General features: G+C 40.0%; 21 protein-coding genes, 1 tRNA gene and 1 other RNA gene. 20 read left to right on the top strand and 3 right to left on the bottom strand.

Annotated elements, in window-relative coordinates; genetic code table 11:
- Nucleotides 1–2: 2 nt before the first annotated feature.
- From WKI42_RS01080 to sufB, 3 genes are read left to right on the top strand one after another with little or no spacing between them, the layout of a single operon-like run.
- A complete protein-coding gene (locus WKI42_RS01080) occupies nucleotides 3–1,229 on the top strand; it encodes a cysteine desulfurase (RefSeq protein WP_368080954.1) in 1,227 nt (408 codons plus the stop codon).
- The gene (sufU, locus tag WKI42_RS01075) at nucleotides 1,216–1,656 is read left to right on the top strand and encodes a Fe-S cluster assembly sulfur transfer protein SufU (protein WP_368080953.1); all 441 of its coding nucleotides are present in this window, start codon (nucleotides 1,216–1,218) and stop codon (nucleotides 1,654–1,656) included. Before WKI42_RS01080 ends, sufU begins: the two co-directional genes overlap by 14 nt.
- Before the next feature lie 57 nt (nucleotides 1,657–1,713).
- Nucleotides 1,714–3,126, top strand: a complete 1,413-nt coding sequence (gene sufB, locus WKI42_RS01070) for a Fe-S cluster assembly protein SufB (protein WP_000797051.1) — start codon at nucleotides 1,714–1,716, stop codon at nucleotides 3,124–3,126.
- An 83-nt stretch (nucleotides 3,127–3,209) separates the two neighbouring features.
- Here the strand turns inward: sufB and pbp3 are convergent, their stop codons facing one another.
- Nucleotides 3,210–4,451, bottom strand: coding sequence for a D-alanyl-D-alanine carboxypeptidase PBP3 (gene pbp3, locus WKI42_RS01065; protein ID WP_368080952.1), 1,242 nt, complete (start codon nucleotides 4,449–4,451; stop codon nucleotides 3,210–3,212).
- A gap of 102 nt (nucleotides 4,452–4,553) precedes the next feature.
- On the opposite strand from pbp3, the gene cozE reads away from it, so the two are divergent.
- Nucleotides 4,554–5,663, top strand: a complete 1,110-nt coding sequence (gene cozE / locus WKI42_RS01060) for a cell elongation protein CozE (RefSeq protein ID WP_368080951.1) — start codon at nucleotides 4,554–4,556, stop codon at nucleotides 5,661–5,663.
- A 541-nt stretch (nucleotides 5,664–6,204) separates the two neighbouring features.
- Nucleotides 6,205–6,552, top strand: a transfer-messenger RNA (tmRNA) gene (ssrA, locus tag WKI42_RS01055).
- 220 nt (nucleotides 6,553–6,772) lie between these two features.
- Here the strand turns inward: ssrA and WKI42_RS01050 are convergent.
- Nucleotides 6,773–6,860: transfer RNA gene (locus WKI42_RS01050), tRNA-Ser, on the bottom strand.
- A gap of 161 nt (nucleotides 6,861–7,021) precedes the next feature.
- On the opposite strand from WKI42_RS01050, the gene WKI42_RS01045 reads away from it, so the two are divergent.
- The 4 genes from WKI42_RS01045 (at nucleotide 7,022) to WKI42_RS01030 (ending at nucleotide 13,008) form a co-directional block, all read left to right on the top strand.
- Nucleotides 7,022–7,762 carry a DeoR/GlpR family DNA-binding transcription regulator gene (locus WKI42_RS01045; protein WP_368080950.1) on the top strand — a complete coding sequence of 247 codons (741 nt, stop codon included), beginning with the start codon at nucleotides 7,022–7,024 and terminating at the stop codon, nucleotides 7,760–7,762.
- On the top strand, nucleotides 7,759–8,670 hold the full coding sequence (gene pfkB, locus WKI42_RS01040) for a 1-phosphofructokinase (protein ID WP_368080949.1): 912 nt from the start codon (nucleotides 7,759–7,761) through the stop codon (nucleotides 8,668–8,670). Before WKI42_RS01045 ends, pfkB begins: the two co-directional genes overlap by 4 nt.
- On the top strand, nucleotides 8,667–10,619 hold the full coding sequence (locus WKI42_RS01035; RefSeq protein WP_368080948.1) for a fructose-specific PTS transporter subunit EIIC: 1,953 nt from the start codon (nucleotides 8,667–8,669) through the stop codon (nucleotides 10,617–10,619). The genes pfkB and WKI42_RS01035 overlap by 4 nt, the downstream gene beginning before the upstream one ends.
- Before the next feature lie 85 nt (nucleotides 10,620–10,704).
- Nucleotides 10,705–13,008 (top strand): DNA translocase FtsK, encoded by a 2,304-nt coding sequence (locus WKI42_RS01030; protein WP_368080947.1) that lies wholly within the window; start codon nucleotides 10,705–10,707, stop codon nucleotides 13,006–13,008.
- 44 nt (nucleotides 13,009–13,052) lie between these two features.
- Here the strand turns inward: WKI42_RS01030 and WKI42_RS01025 are convergent, their stop codons facing one another.
- Nucleotides 13,053–13,484, bottom strand: a complete 432-nt coding sequence (locus WKI42_RS01025) for a DUF6556 family protein (protein WP_368080946.1) — start codon at nucleotides 13,482–13,484, stop codon at nucleotides 13,053–13,055.
- Nucleotides 13,485–13,622: 138 nt separating this feature from the next.
- Between WKI42_RS01025 and WKI42_RS01020 the strand changes: the two genes are divergently transcribed.
- The 11 genes from WKI42_RS01020 to WKI42_RS00970 all read left to right on the top strand — a co-directional run bounded on the left by WKI42_RS01020 (nucleotide 13,623) and on the right by WKI42_RS00970 (nucleotide 24,380).
- Nucleotides 13,623–14,765 (top strand): cysteine desulfurase family protein, encoded by a 1,143-nt coding sequence (locus WKI42_RS01020; RefSeq protein WP_368080945.1) that lies wholly within the window; start codon nucleotides 13,623–13,625, stop codon nucleotides 14,763–14,765.
- A gap of 8 nt (nucleotides 14,766–14,773) precedes the next feature.
- Entirely contained in the window at nucleotides 14,774–15,988 is a 1,215-nt protein-coding gene (gene thiI, locus WKI42_RS01015) for a tRNA uracil 4-sulfurtransferase ThiI (RefSeq protein ID WP_368080944.1), read from the top strand.
- 135 nt (nucleotides 15,989–16,123) lie between these two features.
- A complete protein-coding gene (locus WKI42_RS01010) occupies nucleotides 16,124–16,948 on the top strand; it encodes an alpha/beta hydrolase (protein ID WP_368080943.1) in 825 nt (274 codons plus the stop codon).
- Between the two features lie 21 nt (nucleotides 16,949–16,969).
- Nucleotides 16,970–17,710 (top strand): esterase family protein, encoded by a 741-nt coding sequence (locus tag WKI42_RS01005; protein ID WP_368080942.1) that lies wholly within the window; start codon nucleotides 16,970–16,972, stop codon nucleotides 17,708–17,710.
- Between the two features lie 12 nt (nucleotides 17,711–17,722).
- Complete coding sequence (locus tag WKI42_RS01000; RefSeq protein WP_368080941.1) at nucleotides 17,723–18,889, top strand: ATP-grasp domain-containing protein; 1,167 nt, start codon at nucleotides 17,723–17,725, stop codon at nucleotides 18,887–18,889.
- 470 nt (nucleotides 18,890–19,359) lie between these two features.
- Nucleotides 19,360–20,853, top strand: a complete 1,494-nt coding sequence (locus WKI42_RS00995; protein ID WP_368080940.1) for a class I SAM-dependent DNA methyltransferase — start codon at nucleotides 19,360–19,362, stop codon at nucleotides 20,851–20,853.
- Between the two features lie 12 nt (nucleotides 20,854–20,865).
- Nucleotides 20,866–21,987 (top strand): restriction endonuclease subunit S, encoded by a 1,122-nt coding sequence (locus tag WKI42_RS00990; protein ID WP_368080939.1) that lies wholly within the window; start codon nucleotides 20,866–20,868, stop codon nucleotides 21,985–21,987.
- A gap of 59 nt (nucleotides 21,988–22,046) precedes the next feature.
- Nucleotides 22,047–22,283 (top strand): AbrB family transcriptional regulator, encoded by a 237-nt coding sequence (locus tag WKI42_RS00985; RefSeq protein WP_000260605.1) that lies wholly within the window; start codon nucleotides 22,047–22,049, stop codon nucleotides 22,281–22,283.
- Nucleotides 22,280–22,693: a type II toxin-antitoxin system death-on-curing family toxin gene (locus WKI42_RS00980; protein ID WP_050243478.1), complete on the top strand. Its 414-nt coding sequence runs from the start codon at nucleotides 22,280–22,282 to the stop codon at nucleotides 22,691–22,693. The genes WKI42_RS00985 and WKI42_RS00980 overlap by 4 nt, the downstream gene beginning before the upstream one ends.
- Before the next feature lie 117 nt (nucleotides 22,694–22,810).
- The gene (gene xerA, locus WKI42_RS00975) at nucleotides 22,811–23,776 is read left to right on the top strand and encodes a site-specific tyrosine recombinase/integron integrase (RefSeq protein WP_078748343.1); all 966 of its coding nucleotides are present in this window, start codon (nucleotides 22,811–22,813) and stop codon (nucleotides 23,774–23,776) included.
- Nucleotides 23,742–24,380 (top strand): restriction endonuclease subunit S, encoded by a 639-nt coding sequence (locus WKI42_RS00970; protein WP_440581613.1) that lies wholly within the window; start codon nucleotides 23,742–23,744, stop codon nucleotides 24,378–24,380. The genes xerA and WKI42_RS00970 overlap by 35 nt, the downstream gene beginning before the upstream one ends.
- Nucleotides 24,381–24,399 lie beyond the last annotated feature (19 nt).

The raw sequence follows: 24,399 nt of genomic DNA, 5'->3' as shown, positions 1-24,399 counted from the left end.
CGATGTTAGATGTAGAAGCGATTCGCAAGGATTTTCCAATTTTAGACCAGATTGTCAACGATGAACCTCTGGTCTACCTAGACAATGCTGCGACGACACAGAAACCACTAGCAGTTCTGGAAACAATCAACCGCTACTATGAACAGGACAATGCAAATGTTCATCGTGGGGTTCATACCTTGGCGGAGCGGGCGACAGCTTCCTATGAAGCCGCTCGTGAAACCATTCGTAAGTTTATCAATGCAGGCTCTACAAAGGAAGTTCTCTTTACTAGAGGAACGACAACCAGCCTTAACTGGGTGGCACGCTTTGCTGAGGAAGTTCTGACTGAGGGAGATCAGGTCTTGATTTCTGTCATGGAACACCATTCCAATATTATTCCTTGGCAGGAAGCTTGTCGCAAGACTGGAGCAGAGCTTGTCTATGTCTATCTTAAGGATGGAGCCTTGGATATGGAGGACTTGCGAGCTAAATTGACGGACAAGGTCAAGTTCGTTTCGCTAGCTCATGCCTCTAATGTTCTTGGAGTGGTCAATCCGATCAAAGAAATCACTAAAATAGCCCACCAAGTTGGAGCCATCATGGTGGTGGATGGAGCTCAATCTACACCTCATATGAAGATTGATGTCCAGACCTTGGATGTGGACTTCTTTGCCTTTTCAGGTCACAAGATGGCCGGTCCGACTGGTATCGGTGTCCTTTACGGTAAAGAAAAGTATCTGGAACAAATGTCACCTCTTGAATTTGGCGGTGAGATGATTGATTTCGTCTATGAGCAATCTGCTAGTTGGAAGGAATTGCCTTGGAAATTCGAGGCTGGAACTCCTAACATGGCTGGTGCTATTGGACTTGCTGCTGCAGTGGATTATCTTGAAAACATTGGCATGGATGCCATTGAAGCTCATGAACAGGAATTGGTTGCATACGTCTATCCAAAACTGCAGGAGATTGAAGGCTTGACTATTTATGGTTCGCAGAACTTGGCTCAACGTTCAGGTGTTATTGCCTTTAACCTAGGCGACCTTCATCCTCACGACCTTGCGACTGCCTTGGATTATGAAGGAGTGGCTGTTCGAGCAGGTCACCACTGTGCGCAACCCTTGCTTCAGTATTTGGATGTCCCAGCAACAGCTCGTGCAAGTTTTTATATCTACAATACCAAGGCAGATTGCGACAAACTAGTCGATGCCTTACAAAAGACAAAGGAGTTTTTCAATGGCACTTTCTAAACTAGATAGCCTTTATATGGCAGTGGTAGCAGACCATTCGAAAAATCCACATCACCAAGGAAAGTTAGAAGACGCTGAACAAATCAGTCTCAACAATCCGACTTGTGGGGATGTCATCAATCTCTCCGTCAAGTTTGATGCAGATGATCGTTTGGAGGATATCGCTTTTCTAAACTCAGGCTGTACCATCTCAACTGCCTCTGCTAGCATGATGACAGATGCTGTTTTAGGAAAAAACAAACAAGAAATTTTAGAACTTGCGACCATTTTTTCTGAAATGGTTCAAGGGCAAAAAGATGAACGCCTAGACCAACTCGGTGATGCAGCCTTCTTGTCAGGTATTGCCAAATTTCCGCAACGGATCAAGTGTGCAACCCTAGCTTGGAATGCCCTTAAGAAAACAATTGAAGATCAAGAAAAACAATAAGACAAGTTTCTTTTGTCTTATGAATTAGTAGAAATGAAGAATGAAAGAAAGGATATTATGGCTGAAGAAAGAGTAGAACCAAAACCAATTGACCTTGGTGAATATAAATTTGGTTTCCATGACGATGTAGAGCCTGTCCTATCGACAGGAAAAGGATTGAACGAAGATGTCATTCGCGAATTATCAGCTGCTAAGGGAGAACCTGAGTGGATGTTAGAATTCCGTTTGAAGTCTTATGAAACCTTCAAAAAAATGCCCATGCAAACTTGGGGAGCAGACTTGTCAGAGATTGACTTTGATGACTTGATTTACTACCAAAAACCATCTGATAAACCTGCTCGTTCTTGGGATGAAGTTCCAGAAAAAATCAAAGAAACCTTTGAACGTATCGGGATTCCTGAAGCTGAGCGTGCTTATCTAGCTGGTGCTTCTGCCCAGTACGAGTCAGAAGTAGTTTACCACAACATGAAGGAAGAATTTGAGAAGTTAGGTATCATCTTTACAGATACGGATTCTGCTCTCAAAGAATACCCAGATTTGTTTAAACAATACTTTGCGAAGTTGGTACCGCCGACTGATAACAAGTTGGCAGCCCTCAACTCGGCAGTATGGTCAGGTGGAACCTTTATCTACGTACCAAAAGGGGTGAAAGTGGATATTCCGCTTCAAACCTACTTCCGTATCAACAACGAAAATACAGGTCAGTTTGAACGTACCTTGATTATCGTTGATGAGGGAGCAAGTGTCCACTATGTAGAAGGATGTACAGCGCCAACATATTCAAGCAACAGCTTGCATGCAGCCATCGTAGAAATCTTTGCCTTGGACGGAGCTTATATGCGTTATACGACTATTCAAAACTGGTCTGATAACGTTTATAACTTGGTAACGAAGCGTGCTAAGGCTCAAAAGGATGCCACTGTTGAGTGGATTGATGGAAACTTGGGTGCTAAAACAACCATGAAATACCCATCTGTTTACCTAGATGGAGAAGGTGCTCGTGGAACCATGCTTTCGATTGCCTTTGCCAATGCTGGGCAACACCAGGATACTGGTGCTAAGATGATCCACAACGCTCCACATACAAGCTCGTCTATCGTGTCTAAATCCATCGCTAAAGGCGGCGGGAAGGTTGACTACCGTGGACAAGTAACCTTTAACAAAAACTCTAAGAAATCTGTCTCTCACATCGAGTGTGATACCATTATCATGGATGACTTGTCAGCATCAGATACTATTCCATTTAATGAAATTCATAACTCGCAAGTAGCTTTGGAACACGAAGCCAAGGTATCTAAGATTTCAGAAGAGCAACTCTATTACCTCATGAGCCGTGGCTTGTCAGAATCTGAGGCAACAGAAATGATTGTTATGGGATTTGTAGAGCCTTTCACAAAAGAACTTCCAATGGAATACGCAGTTGAGCTGAACCGCTTGATTAGCTATGAAATGGAAGGGTCAGTTGGGTAAAATTTGATTTTAGATATACTTAAAATCAAGGACTTTGAAGATGAATTTGTAATAAAAAATCGCGATTTTAAACCGCGATTTTTTTATAATTTCTCATTAACAAAGCGGACAAACTGATTCCACCAAACTTTTAAGAAGAAGGCTTTTTCAACTTTCTTTTCTGCTACCATTTCGAAACTAGGACGTTCTGTGGTAATGTAACCTTGACCAATCAAATCCTTGTCTTCGTAAGTCAGATGGCCAACCACTGTTCCAGCTTCAAGTGGTGCTGGGATTGCTTTGGAATCGGGAGTGAATTGAACAGATTGGGAAGATTGATTCCCAACACGTTCGATTAGATAGATATCCTCTGGGGCAACTGCAGTGACCGTATCTTCTTTTCCATCTTGTACAGGGGCTTTACTATCTTGATAGGCATCGCCTTGCTGAACGATTTTGCGAAGTGTAAATGTAGAAGAAATATAATCCATTAGGGAAGATGTAGCTGTAAACCGAGCGTAGGGATTATTGTCTTGATGGTCTGCATTTAAAACAACTGTGATGACTCTCATGCCTTTTTCAACAGTAGTACCAACAAAAGACTCTCCAGCCTTATCTGTTGTTCCTGTTTTCAGTCCATCAAAACCACCACGGTAAGCAGGCATGCCTTCTAACATGTAGTTGGTCGAAGTGATTGTCATTCCAGCAAAAGTAGAAGAAGGTTTTTTGGTGATTTCTAAGACTTGTGGGTATTTTTTGATGAGGTTGCGGGCAACGATAGCAACATCATAAGCACTGAGCTTATTTTCATCATCTTTATTAGACCCTGGGTAAATATTATCTCCTAGAGTTTCGTTGTTCAGACCAGTTGTATTGACAACAGTGGCATCTTTGATTCCCCATTCCAAGAGTTTGGCACGCATCATATCAACAAAGTCTTTTTCTGAGCCAGCAATTTTCTCAGCTAAGGCAATAGCAGCACTGTTAGCACTAGATACTAGGGTTGCTTCAAGTAGTTGTTCGACGGTATAATTACGAGCTTCCATAGGAACATTACTGGCTTCAGAATTTGTCGTCAATTGATAAGGATAGTCAGAAATATCTACAGGAGTGGAGAGGGTAATACTTCCGTTTTCCAAGGCTTCATAGACCAGATAAACAGTAATCAATTTTGTTATGGAAGCAATTTCGACAGGTTGCGTTGCATCCTTCTCATAGAGAATTTTACCAGTATTTGCCTCAACAGCAATCGCATGTTTAGCGGCAATGGTAAAATCTTGAGCAACAGCAGTAGAAGCACTTCCTAAAAGGGAGACAGTTAATAAAGTTAAAAATATTTTTTTCATAGTAGTCTTATTCTATCATAAAGAAAAAAAATATTCTTGCTTTAATAATTCATCCGTTAAGCTTTTTGAAAATATGGTAAAATAGAGTGAGGGAGGTAACTCATGTTTCGTAGAAATAAATTATTTTTTTGGACCACAGAAATTTTACTCTTAACAATCATCTTTTACCTATGGAGACAGATGGGGTCTTTGATTAACCCTTTTGTTAGCGTGCTTAATACAATTATGATTCCATTTTTATTGGGGGGCTTTCTTTATTATTTGACAAACCCTATTGTTACTTTCTTAAATAAAGTCTGTAAACTCAATCGTCTACTTGGTATTTTAATTACCTTGTGTGCTTTGGTCTGGGGAATGGTCATAGGTGTTTTCTATCTCTTACCTATTTTGATTAATCAGTTATCTAGTTTGATTATATCTAGTCAAACTATTTATAGTCGAGTACAAGACTTAATCATAGACTTATCTAATTATCCTGCGCTCCAGAATTTGGATGTAGAAGCTACAATTCAGCAGTTAAACTTATCCTATGTTGATATTCTTCAAAATATCCTAAATAGCGTATCAAATAGTGTGGGGAGCGTCTTGTCAGCTCTTATCAGTACTGTTTTGATTTTGATTATGACTCCAGTTTTTTTGGTTTATTTCTTATTAGATGGACATAAATTCTTGCCCATGCTTGAAAGAACGATTCTAAAGAGGGATCGCTTGCATATTGCAGGCTTATTAAAGAATTTGAATGCGACGATTGCTCGCTATATTAGTGGAGTTTCGATTGACGCAATCATTATAGGTTGTTTGGCTTATATTGGCTATAGTATTATTGGTTTAAAATATGCTTTAGTTTTTGCTATTTTTTCTGGTGTAGCCAATTTAATTCCTTATGTGGGGCCGAGTATTGGTTTGATTCCTATGATCATCGCAAATATATTCACTGATCCCCATAGAATGCTGATTGCAGTGATTTATATGCTTGTTGTTCAGCAGGTAGATGGCAATATCTTATATCCTCGAATCGTAGGAAGTGTTATGAAGGTTCATCCAATCACGATTTTAGTTTTACTTTTGTTGTCAAGCAATATCTATGGTGTAGTTGGAATGATTGTCGCAGTGCCAACCTATTCTATCTTGAAAGAAATTTCTAAGTTCTTATCCCGTTTGTATGAAAATCATAAAATAATGAAAGAACGAGAAAGAGAATTAGCTAAGTAAAAGTCAGGAGAACCCTGATTTTTCTTTACTGGAAGTGGCCTTTAGATTAGAAGACTGAAAATAAGTTAAAGTCTTAAACTAATTTTCACAGCTAAGAATAGTAGAAGTTAATCTGATAAAAATCGAAAAAACCAGTGGAATTCCGTGTCAGGGTAAGTTCCACTGGTTTTCATAGTCTATTAAGGTTCGAATGAAATCTATTTATTTTAGTGCAACAAGTAAAAAGCAGTCCGAATAATATAAGGATTGATTTTATAGTTTTTAAACTCAAATGAATTGAAACAAAGAGAGTAGGGAAATCCTCATCTGAAAGTATTTTAGAATAATTCTCTTCGTGAATTTCTTCAAAACAAATAGCTTCATCTTAGGTATGTGTTAATTGGATTTCGTAAGTTCTATTCACAATCGTAAAGTTATGCACTGAGAAAGTTGTAGTTAGTCTCCCAGTTTGTTAAATTTCTCGAATAGTATCTTTTTTAGGTATGTGATTTCTTTTTTGCATTTTTTAGTTAGATAAGGTATAATGGTTTTACTGTCTTTTGGGGTCGTTACGGATTCGACAGGCATTATGAGGCATATTTTGCGACTCGTGTGGCGACGTAAACGCTCAGTTAAATATAACTGCAAAAAATAACACTTCTTACGCTCTAGCTGCCTAAAAACCAGCAGGCGTGACCCGATTTGGATTGCTCGTGTTCAATGACAGGTCTTATTATTAGCGAGATACGATCAAGCCTTGTCTAGTGGCTTGATAAGAGATTGATAGACTCGCAGTTTCTAGGCTTGAGTTATGTGTCGAGGAACTGTTAAACTAATACATAACCTATGGTTGTAGACAAATATGTTGGCAGGTGTTTGGACGTGGGTTCGACTCCCACCGGCTCCATTATTCCTTTGCATTCTTTAGCATTCCTTGGTAAAACGTTGTTAAATCAACGTTTTTTATTTTTGTCTTTGGTATTCTTTGGTATTCCTTGGTATTCTTTTGCGGAAAAAGGATACAACAAAGGAGTCACAAACAGATCCTAAAGCAGAGCCTCTTTTTTAAAAAAGAGATACAAAAAAGGATACAACATTTGTCGCATCCCAAAAATAATTGTTCTTTTCCACGGAAGACATGGGATTCGAACCCACGCACGCTGTTACACGCCTACCGCGTTTCCAACACGGCCTCTTAAGCCTCTTGAGTAATCTTCCAATACTTACTCAAATAGTCTACCATAAAGATACTTATCTTGCAATAAAAATTCTGGAAATAAGAAAAATGATAGAATTTGAAAGAAAATGACAAAAAATGCTTGACATTGAAATAAAGTGTGATAGAATGAATAGTGTAAACGATAACAGGAGGTGATTCAGTGTTAAAAACAGAGCGGAAACAACTGATTTTAGAGGAGTTAAATCAACATCATGTAGTGTCTCTAGAAAAATTAGTTAGTTTGCTAGAGACCTCAGAATCAACGGTTCGAAGAGACTTGGATGAGTTGGAAGCGGAAAACAAGCTTCGTCGCGTGCATGGTGGAGCAGAATTGCCTCACTCCTTGCAGGAAGAAGAAACCATTCAAGAAAAATCTGTCAAAAACCTTCAAGAGAAGAAGTTGTTGGCTCAGAAAGCAGCCTCTCTCATCAAGGAACAAGATGTCATCTTTATCGATGCTGGAACAACGACAGCCTTTTTGATTCCTGAATTGGTCAATAAGAATATTACTGTTGTGACCAACTCGATTCACCATGCCGCTCAGTTGGTTGAAAAGCAGATTCCAACTGTCATGGTTGGAGGGAGTGTCAAGATGGCGACAGATGCTAGTATCGGGGGCGTTGCTCTTAACCAGATTAACCAATTGCACTTTGACCGTGCCTTTATCGGAATGAATGGTGTGGACGATGGCTATTATACGACTCCTGATATGGAGGAGGGAGCTGTGAAGCGAGCTATTTTAGAGAATGCCAAACAGACTTATGTCTTGGTTGATTCGTCTAAAATTGGACAAACTTGCTTTGCCAAGGTAGCACCACTCAAACGCGCTATTGTTATCACAAGTCAAGGGCATGAGCTCTTGCAGGTTATTAAGGAGAAAACGGAGGTAATAGAAGTATGATTTATACAGTCACACTCAATCCATCCATTGACTATATCGTTCGTTTGGACCAAGTCCAAGTCGGTAGTGTCAATCGTATGGACAGTGATGATAAGTTTGCTGGTGGGAAAGGAATCAATGTCAGTCGTGTCTTGAAACGTTTGGATATTCCAAATACAGCGACGGGATTTATCGGTGGCTTTACTGGTAAATTTATCACAGATACTTTGGCTGATGAAGAAATCGAGACACGTTTTGTCCAAGTGGCAGAAGATACTCGTATCAATGTTAAAATCAAAGCAGACCAAGAAACAGAAATCAACGGGACTGGTCCAACTGTTGAACCAGCCCAGCTAGAAGAATTGAAAGCTATCTTATCTAGTCTGACGGCAGATGATACAGTTGTCTTTGCTGGTTCAAGTGCTAAAAATCTAGGCAATGTTATCTATAAGGATTTAATTGCCTTGACCCGTCAGACAGGTGCGCAAGTGGTTTGTGACTTTGAAGGCCAGACCTTGATTGATAGTTTGGAATACCAACCGCTCTTGGTTAAGCCAAATAATCACGAGCTTGGAGCTATCTTTGGAGTTGAACTCGATAGTTTAGATGAAATTGAAAAATATGCTCGAGAACTCCTGGCTAAAGGTGCTCAAAACGTTATTATCTCTATGGCTGGTGACGGTGCCCTTCTTGTCACATTTGAGGGAGCATACTTTGCTAAACCAATCAAGGGAACAGTGAAAAATTCAGTTGGAGCTGGTGACTCTATGGTGGCTGGATTCACAGGTGAGTTTGTCAAATCAAAAGACGCAGTAGAAGCCTTCAAATGGGGAGTGGCTTGTGGAACGGCAACAACCTTCTCAGATGACTTGGCAACAGCGGAATTTATTAAAGAAACATATGAAAAAGTTGAGGTAGAAAAACGATGAAAATTCAAGACCTATTGAGAAAAGATGTCATGTTGCTGGATTTGCAGGCAACTGAAAAAACAGCTGTCATCGACGAGATGATTAAAAGTTTGACAGACCACGGTTATGTAACAGATTTTGAAACCTTTAAAGAAGGAATTTTAGCGCGTGAAGCTTTGACTTCTACAGGTTTGGGTGACGGTATCGCAATGCCTCACAGCAAAAACGCTGCTGTCAAAGAAGCGACAGTTCTCTTTGCTAAGTCAAACAAGGGAGTTGACTATGAGAGCTTGGACGGGCAACCAACTGATCTCTTCTTCATGATTGCAGCTCCAGAAGGTGCAAATGACACTCACTTGGCAGCCTTGGCAGAATTGTCTCAATACTTGATGAAAGACGGCTTTGCTGATAAACTTCGTCAAGCAACATCAGCTGACCAAGTTATCGAACTTTTTAACCAAGCTTCAGAAAAAGCTGAGCAGCCTGTCCCAGTACCTGCTAATGATTCTAGTGACTTTATCGTTGCTGTTACAGCTTGTACGACAGGTATTGCCCACACTTATATGGCCCAAGAAGCCCTTCAAAAAGTAGCTGCTGAAATGGGGGTTGGCATTAAGGTTGAAACCAACGGTGCTAGCGGTGTTGGAAATCAACTAACTGCAGAGGATATCCGCAAGGCTAAAGCTGTTATCATTGCAGCAGACAAGGCAGTTGAAATGGATCGTTTCGATGGCAAACCATTGATCAATCGTCCGGTTGCTGACGGTATCCGTAAGACAGAAGAGTTGATCAACATGGCTCTTTCTGGGGATGCTGAAATCTACCGTGCTGCAAACGGTGCAAAAGCTGCAACAGCCTCTAACGAAAAACAAAGCCTTGGTGGTGCCTTCTACAAACACTTGATGAGTGGTGTCTCTCAAATGTTGCCATTCGTTATCGGTGGTGGTATCATGATTGCCCTTGCCTTCTTGATTGACGGTGCTTTGGGCGTTCCAAATGAAAACCTTGGCAATCTTGGTTCCTACCATGAGTTAGCTTCTATGTTCATGAAAATTGGTGGTGCAGCCTTTGGATTGATGCTCCCAGTCTTTGCAGGTTATGTTGCCTACTCTATCGCTGAAAAACCAGGTTTGGTAGCAGGTTTCGTGGCTGGTGCTATTGCCAAAGAAGGTTTTGCCTTTGGTAAAATTCCTTATGCTGCAGGTGGTGAAGCAACTTCAACTCTTGCAGGTGTCTCATCTGGTTTCCTAGGTGCCCTTGTTGGTGGATTTATCGCAGGTGCTTTAGTTCTTGCTATCAAGAAATACGTTAAAGTTCCTCGTTCACTTGAAGGTGCTAAATCAATCCTTCTCTTGCCACTTCTTGGAACAATCTTGACTGGATTTGTCATGCTAGCTGTGAATATCCCAATGGCAGCAATCAACACTGCTATGAATGACTTCCTAGGCGGTCTTGGTGGAGGTTCAGCTGTCCTTCTTGGTATCGTTCTTGGTGGAATGATGGCTGTTGACATGGGTGGACCGGTCAATAAAGCGGCTTATGTCTTTGGTACAGGTACGCTTGCAGCTACTGTTTCTTCAGGTGGTTCTGTGGCTATGGCAGCAGTTATGGCTGGAGGAATGGTTCCACCACTTGCTATCTTTGTCGCAACCCTTCTTTTCAAAGATAAATTTACCAAAGAAGAACGTAACTCTGGTTTGACAAATATCATCATGGGCTTGTCATTTATCACTGAGGGAGCGATTCCATTTGGTGCAGCAGACCCAGCTCGTGCGATCCCAAGCTTCATCCTTGGATCAGCAGTAGCAGGAGGACTCGTTGGTCTTGCTGGTATCAAACTCATGGCGCCACACGGAGGAATCTTTGTGATCGCCCTCACTTCAAATGCTCTTCTTTACCTTGCCTCTGTCTTGGTAGGAGCAATCGTAAGTGGTGTGGTTTATGGTTACCTCCGCAAACCTCAAGCATAAACATTAGATATAAGAAAAGATTGTACCGTTTGGTGCAGTCTTTTTCTCTTTTCGAAATACCTGTGAAATATGGTATAATATAAGAATGGCAAACAAGAATACAAGTAAAACAAGACGGAGACCGTCTAAAGCAGAACTCGAAAGAAAAGAAGCGATTCAACGAATGTTGATTTCATTAGGAATCGCGATTTTATTGATTTTCGCAGCCTTTAAATTAGGGGCTGCCGGTATCACCCTTTACAATTTAATTCGCTTGCTGGTGGGAAGCTTAGCCTATCTGGCAATATTTGCCCTCTTGATCTATCTCTTCCTTTTTAAGTGGATCCGAAAACAGGAAGGCCTCCTATCTGGCTTTTTCACTATATTTGCAGGCTTGCTCCTGATTTTTGAGGCCTACTTGGTTTGGAAATATGGCTTGGACAAGTCCGTTCTAAAAGGAACCATGGCTCAGGTTGTGACTGATTTGACTGGTTTTCGAACGACCAGTTTTGCTGGAGGAGGCTTGATTGGTGTTGCCCTCTATGTGCCAACAGCCTTTCTCTTCTCAAATATCGGTACTTACTTTATTGGTTCTATCTTGATTTTAGTGGGTGCCCTCCTGATCAGTCCTTGGTCTGTTTACGATATTGCTGAATTTTTCAGTAGAGGCTTTGCTAAATGGCGGGAAGGGCATGAGCGTCGAAAAGAGGAACGCTTTGTCAAACAAGAAGAAAAAGCTCGTCAAAAGGCTGAGGAAGAGGCTAGATTAGAAAAAGAAGCGGCTGAGAAAGCCTTGCTAGATTTGCCTCCTGTTGATATGGAAACGGGTGAAATTCTGACTGATGATGTTGTTCTTGACGTTCCTCCTGTTCCAGAAGAAGAGTGGGTGGAACCAGAAATCATCCTGCCTCAACCTGAACTTGAATTCCCAGAACAGGAACAAACATTTGATGATGAAGATGTTCAGGTCGATTTTTCGGCTAAAGAAGCTCTTGAATACAAACTTCCAAGTTTACAACTCTTTGCCCCAGATAAACCAAAGGACCAGTCTAAAGAGAAGAAAATCGTTCGGGAAAATATCAAAATCTTGGAAGAAACCTTTGCTAGCTTTGGTATCAAGGTGACAGTTGAACGGGCTGAAATTGGCCCATCAGTGACCAAGTATGAAGTCAAGCCAGCAGTTGGTGTACGGGTTAACCGCATTTCCAATCTAGCAGATGACCTTGCTCTGGCTTTGGCTGCCAAGGATGTCCGAATAGAAGCACCTATCCCAGGGAAATCCTTAGTTGGAATAGAAGTACCAAACTCCGAGATTGCGACTGTGTCCTTCCGCGAACTATGGGAACAATCTCAAACGAAAGCAGAAAATCTCTTGGAAATTCCTTTAGGGAAGGCAGTTAATGGCACTGCAAGAGCTTTTGATCTTTCCAAAATGCCCCACTTGCTCGTCGCAGGTTCAACGGGTTCAGGGAAGTCAGTAGCAGTTAATGGTATTATAGCTAGCATTCTCATGAAGGCAAGACCAGACCAAGTCAAATTTATGATGGTCGATCCCAAGATGGTTGAGTTGTCTGTTTACAATGACATTCCTCATCTCTTGATTCCAGTTGTGACCAATCCACGTAAGGCCAGCAAGGCTCTGCAAAAGGTTGTGGATGAGATGGAAAATCGTTATGAACTCTTTGCCAAGGTGGGAGTTCGGAATATTGCAGGCTTTAATGCCAAGGTAGAAGACTTCAATGCCCAGTCTGAATATAAGCAGATTCCGCTACCGCTCATTGTTGTGATTGTAGATGAGTTGGCTGACCTCATGATGGTGGCCAGCAAGGAAGTAGAGGATGCCATTATTCGTCTTGGACAGAAGGCACGTGCTGCAGGGATTCACATGATTCTCGCAACTCAACGTCCATCTGTTGATGTCATCTCTGGGTTGATTAAGGCCAATGTTCCATCTCGTGTAGCGTTTGCGGTTTCATCAGGGACAGACTCCCGTACTATCTTGGATGAAAATGGAGCAGAAAAACTGCTTGGCCGAGGGGATATGCTCTTTAAACCGATTGATGAAAATCATCCAGTTCGTCTGCAAGGCTCCTTTATCTCGGATGACGATGTCGAACGCATCGTAAACTTCATCAAGGCTCAGGCAGACGCGGACTACGATGAGAGTTTTGATCCAGGTGAGGTTTCAGAAAATGATGGAGAATTTTCAGATGGTGAATCTGGTGGAGATCCGCTTTTTGAAGAAGCCAAGGCTTTGGTTATCGAAACCCAGAAAGCCAGCGCATCCATGATTCAGCGTCGTTTGTCAGTTGGATTTAACCGTGCGACCCGCCTTATGGAAGAACTGGAGATGGCAGGTGTCATCGGTCCAGCTGAAGGTACCAAACCTCGAAAAGTGTTACAACAATAAAAAAATAGCTTCTTTCCAAGTTTGGAGAGAAGCTATTTTACAGGCTATTGATTACTTTTATTTTCTGAAGTTGGAGTATTATTGGACTGCTTTTCAGTTTCAGTAGCGGGTTTGCTTGGAGTTGGAGTAGAAGAGTCCTGAGTTGATGCTTTCTGCTCTTCTTTTTTCTCTTCCTTGACGCTAGATTTTGGCGTTTCCTCTTGCTGTGTTTTTTCTTGACTAGTATTATTTTCCTTATTGGGACTAGTATTTTCCTTAGGGAATTCCTTTTGAATTTCTTTGACAATGGTTGTCGTCTGGCTTGTCGTAGGTTCTTTTTTAGTATCTTTATTATTATCTAGGGCGTTCATGATTGTGATACTTGCGGTAATCAAGCCAAGGATACTAGCGATTGTAGCAACGGTTTTTTGAAAGACCGTGAAGCCTTTTTTGATGTGTTCTGTTTTTGGTTTTGAAGTTCTACGATAATTAGACATACATTCTCTCCTTTAATTAAAATTTATTATACCGCATTTCTTTAAAAAAATCTTAAAAAAAGAGGAATTGCCCTTTCTTGTCGCAGGCTCCGTTTCATGATACAATAGAAGGAGTGATTTTAGAAAGCGTGAGAAAACATGATTTACTTTGATAATTCGGCGACGACCAAGCCCTATCCTGAAGCCCTTGAAACCTATATGCAGGTGGCTTCAAAAATTTTAGGAAATCCATCTAGTCTCCATCGTTTGGGAGACCAGGCAACACGAATCTTAGATGCTTCCCGTCAACAGATTGCAGATTTAATCGGTAAGAAAAGTTATGAAATCTTCTTTACATCTGGTGGAACAGAAGGAGATAACTGGGTCATCAAGGGTGTGGCCTTTGAAAAAGCCCAGTTTGGCAAGCACATCATCGTATCTGCTATTGAACATCCAGCAGTCAAAGAATCAGCCCTCTGGTTGAACTCTCAAGGTTTTGAGGTGGATTTTGCTCCAGTAGATGAGCAAGGATTTGTGAATGTTGAAGAGTTGGCAGGTTTGATACGGCCTGACACAATCCTAATTTCTGTCATGGCGGTCAACAATGAAATCGGCTCTATCCAACCTATTGAGGCTATTTCAGAACTCTTGGCAGACAAGCCAACTATTTCCTTCCATGTTGATGCGGTTCAGGCGCTTGCCAAGATTCCAACTGAAAAGTATTTAACTGATAGAGTGGATTTTGCGACCTTCTCGAGTCATAAGTTTCATGGTGTCCGTGGTGTTGGTTTTGTCTATATCAAGTCCAGCAAGAAGATTACGCCTCTTTTAACAGGTGGTGGTCAGGAACGTGATTATCGTTCGACAACTGAAAATGTGGCAGGGATTGCTGCGACAGCCAAGGCTCTCCGTTTGTCTATGGAAAAGCTAGATTTCTTTACTAGCAAGACTGGGCAGATGAAGGCAGTCATTCGCCAAGCTCTTCTCGACTATCCAGATATTTTTGTCTTTTCAGATGAGGAAGACTTTGTCCCTCATATCCTAACTTTTGGAATCAAGGGTGTTCGTGGAGAAGTTATTGTTCACGCCTTTGAAGACTATGATATTTTCATCTCAACGACCTCTGCTTGTTCGTCCAAGGCTGGGAAACCTGCTGGCACCTTGATAGCCATGGGAGTGGATAAAGATAAGGCTCAGTCAGCTGTGCGTCTTAGTCTAGACCTTGAAAATGATATGAGTCAGGTCGAGCAGTTCTTGACCAAGTTAAAATTGATTTACAATCAAACTAGAAAAGTAAGATAGGAGCATTCATGCAATATTCAGAAATTATGATTCGCTATGGAGAGTTGTCAACCAAGGGTAAAAACCGTATGCGTTTCATCAATAAACTTCGCAATAATATTTCGGACGTTTTGTCTATCTATCCCCAAGTTAAGGTAACGGCAGATCGTGACCGTGCCCACGCTTACCTCAATGGAGCTGATTACACAGCAGTAGCAGAATCGCTTAAGCAAGTCTTTGGAATTCAAAACTTTTCCCCTGTTTATAAGGTTGAAAAATCTGTAGAAGTTCTGAAATCTTCTGTTCAAGAGATTATGCAGGACATCTACAAGGAAGGTATGACCTTTAAGATTTCTAGCAAACGTAGCGATCACAACTTTGAACTCGACAGTCGTGAACTCAACCAAACCCTTGGAGGGGCTGTTTTTGAAGTAATTCCAAATGTGCAAGCTCAGATGAAAAATCCTGACATCAATCTTCAGGTGGAGATTCGTGAGGAGGCTGCTTATCTTTCCTATGAAACCATTCGAGGGGCAGGTGGCTTGCCAGTGGGAACTTCTGGTAAGGGCATGCTTATGTTATCAGGGGGAATCGATTCCCCTGTAGCTGGCTATCTAGCTCTTAAACGTGGGGTAGATATTGAGGCCGTTCACTTTGCCAGCCCACCTTATACTAGTCCAGGTGCTCTCAAGAAAGCCCAAGATTTGACCCGTAAATTGACCAAGTTTGGGGGCAATATCCAGTTTATCGAAGTGCCTTTTACAGAGATCCAAGAGGAAATCAAGGCTAAGGCGCCAGAAGCCTATCTCATGACCTTGACCCGTCGTTTTATGATGCGGATTACCGACCGTATCCGTGAGGTACGAAATGGTTTGGTTATTATCAATGGGGAAAGCCTTGGTCAAGTAGCCAGCCAAACTCTTGAAAGTATGCAGGCGATTAACGCTGTGACCAACACTCCCATCATCCGCCCTGTGGTCACCATGGACAAGTTGGAAATCATTGACATCGCCCAGGAAATTGATACCTTTGAAATCTCTATCCAACCTTTTGAAGACTGCTGTACCATTTTTGCACCTGACCGTCCTAAGACCAATCCTAAAATTAAGAACGCAGAGCAGTATGAAGCACGAATGGATGTTGAAGCTTTGGTTGAGCGCGCAGTGGCTGGAATCATGACTACTGAGATCACACCGCAGGTTGAAAAAGATGAAGTGGATGACTTGATTGACAATCTGCTCTAATCAGAAAATCCAAAAGAATAGCTGAAATCAGTAAAAAAAGTTAGTTTTTTCTCTAAAAATAGGTAAAAAACTAACTTTTTTTCTATTTTTATGATATAATAAGATAAAATTTTGAATATAGAGAGTTTTCTGACAATGAATCAATCCTACTTTTATCTAAAAATGAAAGAACACAAACTCAAGGTTCCTTATACAGGTAAGGAGCGCCGTGTGCGTGTTCTTCTACCTAAAGATTATGAGAAAGACACGGACCGCTCCTATCCTGTTGTATACTTTCATGACGGGCAAAATGTTTTTTATAGCAAGGAGTCTTTCATTGGTCACTCATGGAAGATTATCCCAGCTATCAAACGAAATCCGGATATCAGTCGCATGATTGTCGTTGCTATTGACAATGATGGTATGGGGCGGATGAATGAGTATGCGGCTTGGAAGTTCCAAGAATCTCCTATCCCAGGGCAGCAGTTTGGTGGTAAGGGTGTGGAGTATGCTGAGTTTGTCATGGAGGTAGTCAAGCCTTTTATCGATGAGACTTATCGTACCAAAGCTGACCGCCAGCATACGGCTATGATTGGTTCCTCACTAGGAGGCAATATTACCCAGTTTATCGGTTTGGAATACCAAGACCAAATTGGTTGCTTGGGCGTCTTTTCATCTGCCAACTGGCTCCACCAAGAAGCCTTTAACCGCTATATTGAGCGCCAGAGACTATCGCCTGACCAGCGTATCTTCATCTATGTGGGAACGGAAGAAGCGGATGATACAGACAAGACCTTGATGGCTGGTAATATCAAACAAGCCTATATCGACTCTTCGCTTCGCTATTACCATGATTTGATAGCAGGGGGAGTACATCTGGATAATCTTGTGCTGAAAGTTCAGTCTGGTGCCATCCATAGTGAAATCCCTTGGTCAGAAAATCTACCAGATTGTCTGAGATTTTTTGCAGAAAAATGGTAAGTTAAGAAAGGAAAAAACGAAATGAATATTGAACATCTTAGCCACTGGAGTGGCCATCTCAACCGTGAAATGTACCTTAACCGTTATGGACATGCTGGGATTCCAGTTGTGGTCTTTGCTTCATCTGGTGGTAGTCACAATGAATACTATGATTTTGGCATGATTGATGCCTGTGCTTCCTTTATCGAGGAAGGTCGTGTCCAGTTCTTTACCCTATCCAGTGTAGACAGTGAGAGCTGGTTGGCCACTTGGAAAAACGGTCACGACCAAGCAGAGATGCACCGTGCCTACGAGCGCTATGTGATTGAGGAGGCCATTCCTTTTATCAAGCACAAGACAGGATGGTTTGATGGCATGATGACGACAGGTTGCTCTATGGGAGCCTATCATGCACTCAATTTCTTCCTCCAGCATCCAGATGTCTTTACCAAAGTGATTGCTCTTAGTGGTGTTTACGACGCACGTTTCTTTGTCGGCGATTATTACAATGACGATGCTATTTACCAAAACTCGCCAGTAGATTATATCTGGAATCAGAATGACGGCTGGTTTATTGACCGTTATCGTCAGGCAGAGATTGTGCTGTGTACGGGTCTTGGAGCCTGGGAACAAGATGGTCTACCATCTTTCTACAAGCTCAAAGAGGCCTTTGACCAGAAACAAATCCCAGCCTGGTTTGCTGAATGGGGACACGACGTCGCCCACGACTGGGAATGGTGGCGCAAACAAATGCCTTATTTCCTCGGCAATCTCTATTTATAAAAGGAGTGACCTATGAATTACCTTGTTATTTCTCCCTACTATCCGCAAAATTTTCAACAGTTTACAATTGAGCTAGCTAATAAAGGCATTACGGTCTTGGGAATTGGTCAGGAACCCTACGAGCAATTGGATGAACCTTTACGAAATAGCCTGACAGAATATTTCCGTGTTGATAATCTTGAGAACATAGATGAAGTCAAACGTGCAGTCGCTTTTCTCTTTTATAAGCATGGCCCAATTGATCGCATCGAATCTCATAATGAATACTGGCTTGAGTTAGATGCAAGTCTTCGTGAACAATTCAATGTTTTTGGTGCCAAACCAGAGGATCTCAAAAAGACGAAATATAAGTCTGAAATGAAGAAACTCTTCAAAAAAGCTGGTGTCCCTGTAGTCCCTGGAGCTGTTATTAAGACGGAAGCAGATGTGGATCAAGCAGTGAAAGAAATCGGCCTTCCAATGATTGCCAAACCTGATAATGGAGTGGGAGCAGCCGCAACCTTTAAACTTGAGACAGAAGATGATATCAATCATTTCAAGGCAGAGTGGGATCATTCAACTATTTATTTCTTTGAGAAATTTGTCACTTCTAGTGAAATCTGTACCTTTGATGGTTTAGTGGACAAGGATGGAAAGATTGTCTTTTCAACGACCTTCGACTACGCCTATACACCGCTTGATCTCATGATGTACAAGATGGACAATTCTTATTACGTTCTCAAGGATATGGATCCTAAATTACGTAAATATGGAGAGGCTATCGTCAAAGAATTTGGTATGAGAGAACGGTTCTTCCATATCGAGTTCTTCCGCGAAGGAGACGATTATATTGCCATTGAGTACAATAACCGTCCTGCAGGTGGTTTTACCATTGATGTTTATAACTTTGCCTACTCCTTGGATCTTTATCGTGGCTATGCGGCGATTGTCGCAGGGGAAGAGTTTCCTGCATCAGAGTTTGCCCCTCAGTATTGTTTGGCTACTTCTCGCCGTGCAAATGCTCATTATGTCTATTCAGAAGAGGATTTGCTTGACAAATATAGCCAGCAGTTCAAGGTTAAAAAAATCATGCCTGCAGCTTTCGCGGAACTTCAAGGAGATTACCTTTATATGCTGACAACTCCGAGTCGACAAGAAATGGAGCAGATGATTGCTGATTTCGGACAACGTCAAGAATAAGAACTATCGGATTAAGGAAATTCACTCCCTTAATCCTTTTGTTTTGTCTGCTAAAAAAATAAGAGTATCCTAACAAGGTAGCTATCATAAAACTTGTTCGATAACTATTTGAAGCAGGATTAGGTGGTCAAGAAATTGAATTTTTAAGGTTTCAATTTAGTCACAGTGCTGTGTCTTTGTCACCTTATACTCAATCAAAATCAAAGAACAAACTAGGAAACTAGCCCCAGGCTGCTCAAAGCACTGCTTTGAGGTTGCAGATAGACCTTACATGGTTTGAAGAGATTTTCTAAGAGTTTAAATCAGCTAAAAGGATCCATGACGACACCTATACGATATAGTTTTCAAGATACTAAACAAGTCTATTAAAATATTCAGGTGACGCCTAGATATAGTTAATTGAAGCTTTGTTTGAAATCTGATAAAATAATGATATTACTAAGTTTTAAAAACTAAAGAAAAGGGAAAATATGATTACAGGCGAATTAAAAAATAAAATCGATCAGCTGTGGGAAATTCTTTGGACAGAAGGAAACGCAAATCCTTTAACAAATATTGAACAGTTGACTTATCTCTTATTTATGAAAGATTTGGATAGTGTCGAGCTTGGACGTGAAAGTGATGCTGAGTTTCTAGGGATTCCTTATGAAGGAGTTTTTCCAAAAGACAAACCTGAATACCGTTGGTCAACTTTTAAAAACATAGGGGACGCTCAGGAAGTTTATCGTTTAATGACTCAGGAGATTTTTCCGTTTATTAAAAATCTCAAGGGGGATACAGATGATACAGCCTTTTCACGCTATATGCGAGAGGCTATTTTTCAAATAAATAAGCCAGCTACGCTTCAAAAGGCAATTTCTATCTTAGATGCTTTTCCCACCAGGGGATTAGATGTAGAGTTTGATAACGATAAACAAAGTATTACTGATATTGGAGACATCTATGAATATCTGTTATCAAAATTGTCAACCGCAGGTAAAAATGGACAGTTCCGTACGCCTCGTCACATCATCGATATGATGGTTGAGTTGATGCAACCGACTATCAAAGATATTATCTCAGATCCCGCTATGGGGTCTGCGGGCTTCTTAGTATCTGCTAGCCGTTACCTAAAACGTAAGAAAGATGAATGGGAAACCAGTCCCAATAATGTTAATCATTTTCATAACAATATGTTTCATGGGAATGATACGGATACGACTATGCTGAGACTTGGGGCGATGAACATGATGCTACATGGAGTAGAAAATCCACAAATCAGTTACCTTGATTCACTGTCTCAAGATAATGAAGAAGCCGATAAATATACTTTGGTTTTAGCAAATCCTCCTTTTAAAGGCTCACTTGACTACAATTCAACCTCTAATGACCTTCTTGCAACCGTAAAAACCAAAAAAACAGAATTACTCTTTCTTTCTCTTTTCTTGCGAACTTTAAAACCAGGTGGACGAGCAGCAGTTATCGTACCTGATGGTGTCCTTTTTGGTTCGTCTAAAGCTCATAAAGGAATTCGTCAGGAAATTGTAGAGAACCATAAGCTTGATGCTGTTATCTCAATGCCTAGTGGTGTTTTCAAGCCTTATGCTGGAGTTTCAACTGCCATTCTCATCTTTACAAAAACTGGCAATGGTGGTACTGACAAGGTTTGGTTTTACGATATGAAAGCGGATGGTTTAAGTTTAGATGATAAGCGACAACCAGTCAGCGACAACGATATTCCAGATATTATTGAACGATTTCATCATCTTGAAAAAGAAGCAGAACGTCAGAGAACGGATCAATCTTTCTTTGTTCCAGTTGATGAGATAAAGGAAAATGATTATGATTTGTCTATCAATAAATATAAAGAGATTGAGTATGAAAAAGTTGAGTATGAACCAACAGAAGTCATCTTAAAGAAAATCAATGATTTAGAAAAAGAAATTCAAGCTGGCTTGGCTGAATTAGAAAAATTACTCAAGTAGGGAGGTGGCTGTATGAAAAAAGTGAAGTTGGGGGAAGTCTTATCTCTAAAAAAAGGCAAGAAAGCCACTGTACTTGCTGAACAAACAACTCTAAGCCAACGTTATATTCAAATAGATGATTTAAGAAATAATAATAATTTAAAATTCACTGAAAGTTTAAATATGACTGAAGCACTCCCAGATGATATTCTGATAGCATGGGATGGAGCTAATGCAGGAACAGTTGGTTATGGATTATCGGGAGCTGTTGGTAGTACAATTACGGTCTTAAAAAAGAATGAGCGATACAAAGAAAAAATTATATCAGATTACTTGGGAGTCTTTTTGGAAAGTAAATCGCAGTATTTACGAGATCATTCAACAGGTGCAACAATTCCTCATTTAAACAAGAATATATTACTTGATTTACAACTAGAATTGCTAGGTATCGAAGAACAAGAGAACATTATCTGTATTCTTAATACGATTAAAAGGCTTACTACTAAAAGAAAATTGCAGTTAGATGAACTAAACTTGTTCGTCAAATCCCGATTTAACGAGATGTTTATGCTAAGAAACTTTCCATTAAAAAGACTTGGAGAATTAGTTGAAGAAGTCCGATATGGGACGAGTTTACCGGCTACTCTTAACGGTAAATACGGATATTTAAGAATGAATAATATAACTGAAGGTGGTCAGTTAAACATACAGAATTTAAAACATATAGATATTCCAGAGGAGGACTTAGAAAAGTATGTTGTAAGAAAAGGGGATGTACTATTTAATCGTACAAATAGTCTGGAATTAGTTGGGAAAACATGTATCTATGAATTAGATTATGATATGGTTATTGCAGGTTATATTATTCGTATCAGAACAAAGAATAATATTTTAAATCCTAGATACCTCTCTGAATTTTTAAATTTTCCTAGTACAAAGAAGTTTCTAAGGAACATCGCGAAAGGTGCTGTTAATCAAGCTAATATAAATGCAAAAGAATTACAAAATATTTCCATCCCCCTCCCCCCTCTAGCCCTCCAAAATGAGTTCGCAGACTTTGTAGCCCTGGTCGACAAATCACAATTGGCAATCCAAAAATCTCTGGAAGAGCTTGAAACTTTGAAGAAATCTCTGATGCAGGAGTATTTTGGCTGATATTCTGCCATTGTAATTACGGTAATGATTTGTTATAATACAACAAAGGAGGAAATCAGATGGTCGTAAAAACAAGAAAACAAGGAAATTCAATCACCATTACGATTCCAAGTGAATTTAATATTCCAAGTGGTGTAAAATACGAAGCTAAATTGTTACCAAGTGGTGAGATTATCTTTACTCCTGAAGAATTGGGGCAGCAGGTTTCTTATGTATCTGATGATGCCTTTGACTTAAATTTAGATAAAATATTTGACGAATACGACGATGTTTTCAAAGCTTTGGTGGAAAAATGACAATTTATCTGACAGAAAAGCAAATTGAAAAAATAAATGCTTTAGCAATTCAACGGTATTCTCCAAATGAGAAAATTCAAACAGTTAGTCCTTCTGCCTTAAATATGATTGTGAACTTACCAGAACAATTTGTCTTTGGGAAGCCTCTTTATCCAACAATTTTTGATAAAGCAACGATACTATTTGTCCAATTGATAAAGAAGCATGTTTTTGCTAATGCTAATAAAAGAACTGCTTTCTTCGTTTTGGTCAAATTTTTACAATTAAATGGCTATCGTTTTTCTGTAACGGTAGAAGAAGCAGTAAAAATGTGTGTAACCATCGCAGTAGAAGCTTTAACTGATGAAAAAATGATAAGCTACTCCAAATGGGTTTCTGAACATTCTGTTAGAGAAAAGGTCAAAAAGTAATCTAGTATGCTGGATTTGAATGAGAACAAGAAAATAAATGAACAGACAATATTAGAATTCTGTAATGCAGAAACTGATATTGTCTCTTTTTATTGATGAATAAGAAAGTGAGAAATGATGGAATCAAAAGTTACAATTATCATGCAAGAAATGTTACCTCTTTTAAATAATGAACAATTACTAGCATTGAGAGAGAGTTTAGAACATCATCTAGTAGACGGAAAAAAGCAGCAGAAGTATTCGAATAATAACCTGTTGCAACTATTTATTACCGCCAAGCAGGTAGAGGGCTGTAGCTCAAAAACAATTCGTTATTACCAGAGGACGATTGAAAACTTGTTTAATGGTATTAAGGAGTCTGTGACACAACTCACAACAGATGATTTAAGAAGTTATTTAGCAAATTACCAGTCTGAAAAGGATTGTAGTAAGGCGAATTTAGACAATATTAGGCGTATATTGTCTTCTTTTTTTGCTTGGCTTGAGCAAGAGGAATATATCATTAAAAATCCTATTCGACGGATAAAGAAAATTAAGACTGAGCAAAATGTGAAGGAAACTTATACTGATGAACATTTGGAAATTATGCGCGATAACTGTGAAAATTTGAGAGATTTGGCAATAATAGACCTACTAGCATCGACAGGTATGCGTGTAGGGGAGCTTGTACAGTTGAATCGTTCAGATATTGATTTTGAAAACAGAGAGTGTGTTGTCTTTGGTAAAGGAAAGAAGGAGAGACCAGTATATTTTGACGCTCGGACGAAAATTCATTTAAGAAACTATCTTAACGACAGAAACGATAGTCACCCTGCTCTTTTTGTAACGTTAGTTGGAAAAGTCCAGAGGCTTGGAATTGCTGGTGTAGAGATTCGCTTAAGAAAGTTAGGAGACAAACTCGGTATACAAAAGGTTCACCCACATAAGTTCAGAAGAACTTTAGCGACTAAGGCAATTGATAAAGGTATGCCTATCGAACAAGTCCAAAAACTGCTAGGTCATAGCAAGATTGACACAACCCTGGCCTATGCCATGGTCAATCAAAATAATGTCAAGCATTCACACCAAAAATTCATCTCTTAAAAGCAAATCCCGATTTAACGAGATGTTTATGCTAAGAAACTTTCCATTAAAAAGACTTGGAGAATTAGTTGAAGAAGTCCGATATGGGACGAGTTTACCGGCTACTCTTAACGGTAAATACGGATATTTAAGAATGAATAATATAACTGAAGGTGGTCAGTTAAACATACAGAATTTAAAACATATAGATATTCCAGAGGAGGACTTAGAAAAGTATGTTGTAAGAAAAGGGGATGTACTATTTAATCGTACAAATAGTCTGGAATTAGTTGGGAAAACATGTATCTATGAATTAGATTATGATATGGTTATTGCAGGTTATATTATTCGTATCAGAACAAAGAATAATATTTTAAATCCTAGATACCTCTCTGAATTTTTAAATTTTCCTAGTACAAAGAAGTTTCTAAGGAACATCGCGAAAGGTGCTGTTAATCAAGCTAATATAAATGCAAAAGAATTACAAAATATTTCCATCCCCCTCCCCCCTCTAGCCCTCCAAAATGAGTTCGCAGACTTTGTAGCCCTGGTCGACAAATCACAATTTGCTTGTGAGATAGCTATAAAAGTGTGGAGAAATAGCTTGAAATTTAGTATAATATAGCTAAACTATTTGTTTAAAG

Source organism: Streptococcus pseudopneumoniae (assembly GCF_038148935.1).
GTDB classification, from domain to species: domain Bacteria; phylum Bacillota; class Bacilli; order Lactobacillales; family Streptococcaceae; genus Streptococcus; species Streptococcus pseudopneumoniae_U.
The sequence above is the reverse complement of the archived record's forward strand: the minus strand, read 5'-3'. Positions and strand labels throughout refer to the sequence as shown.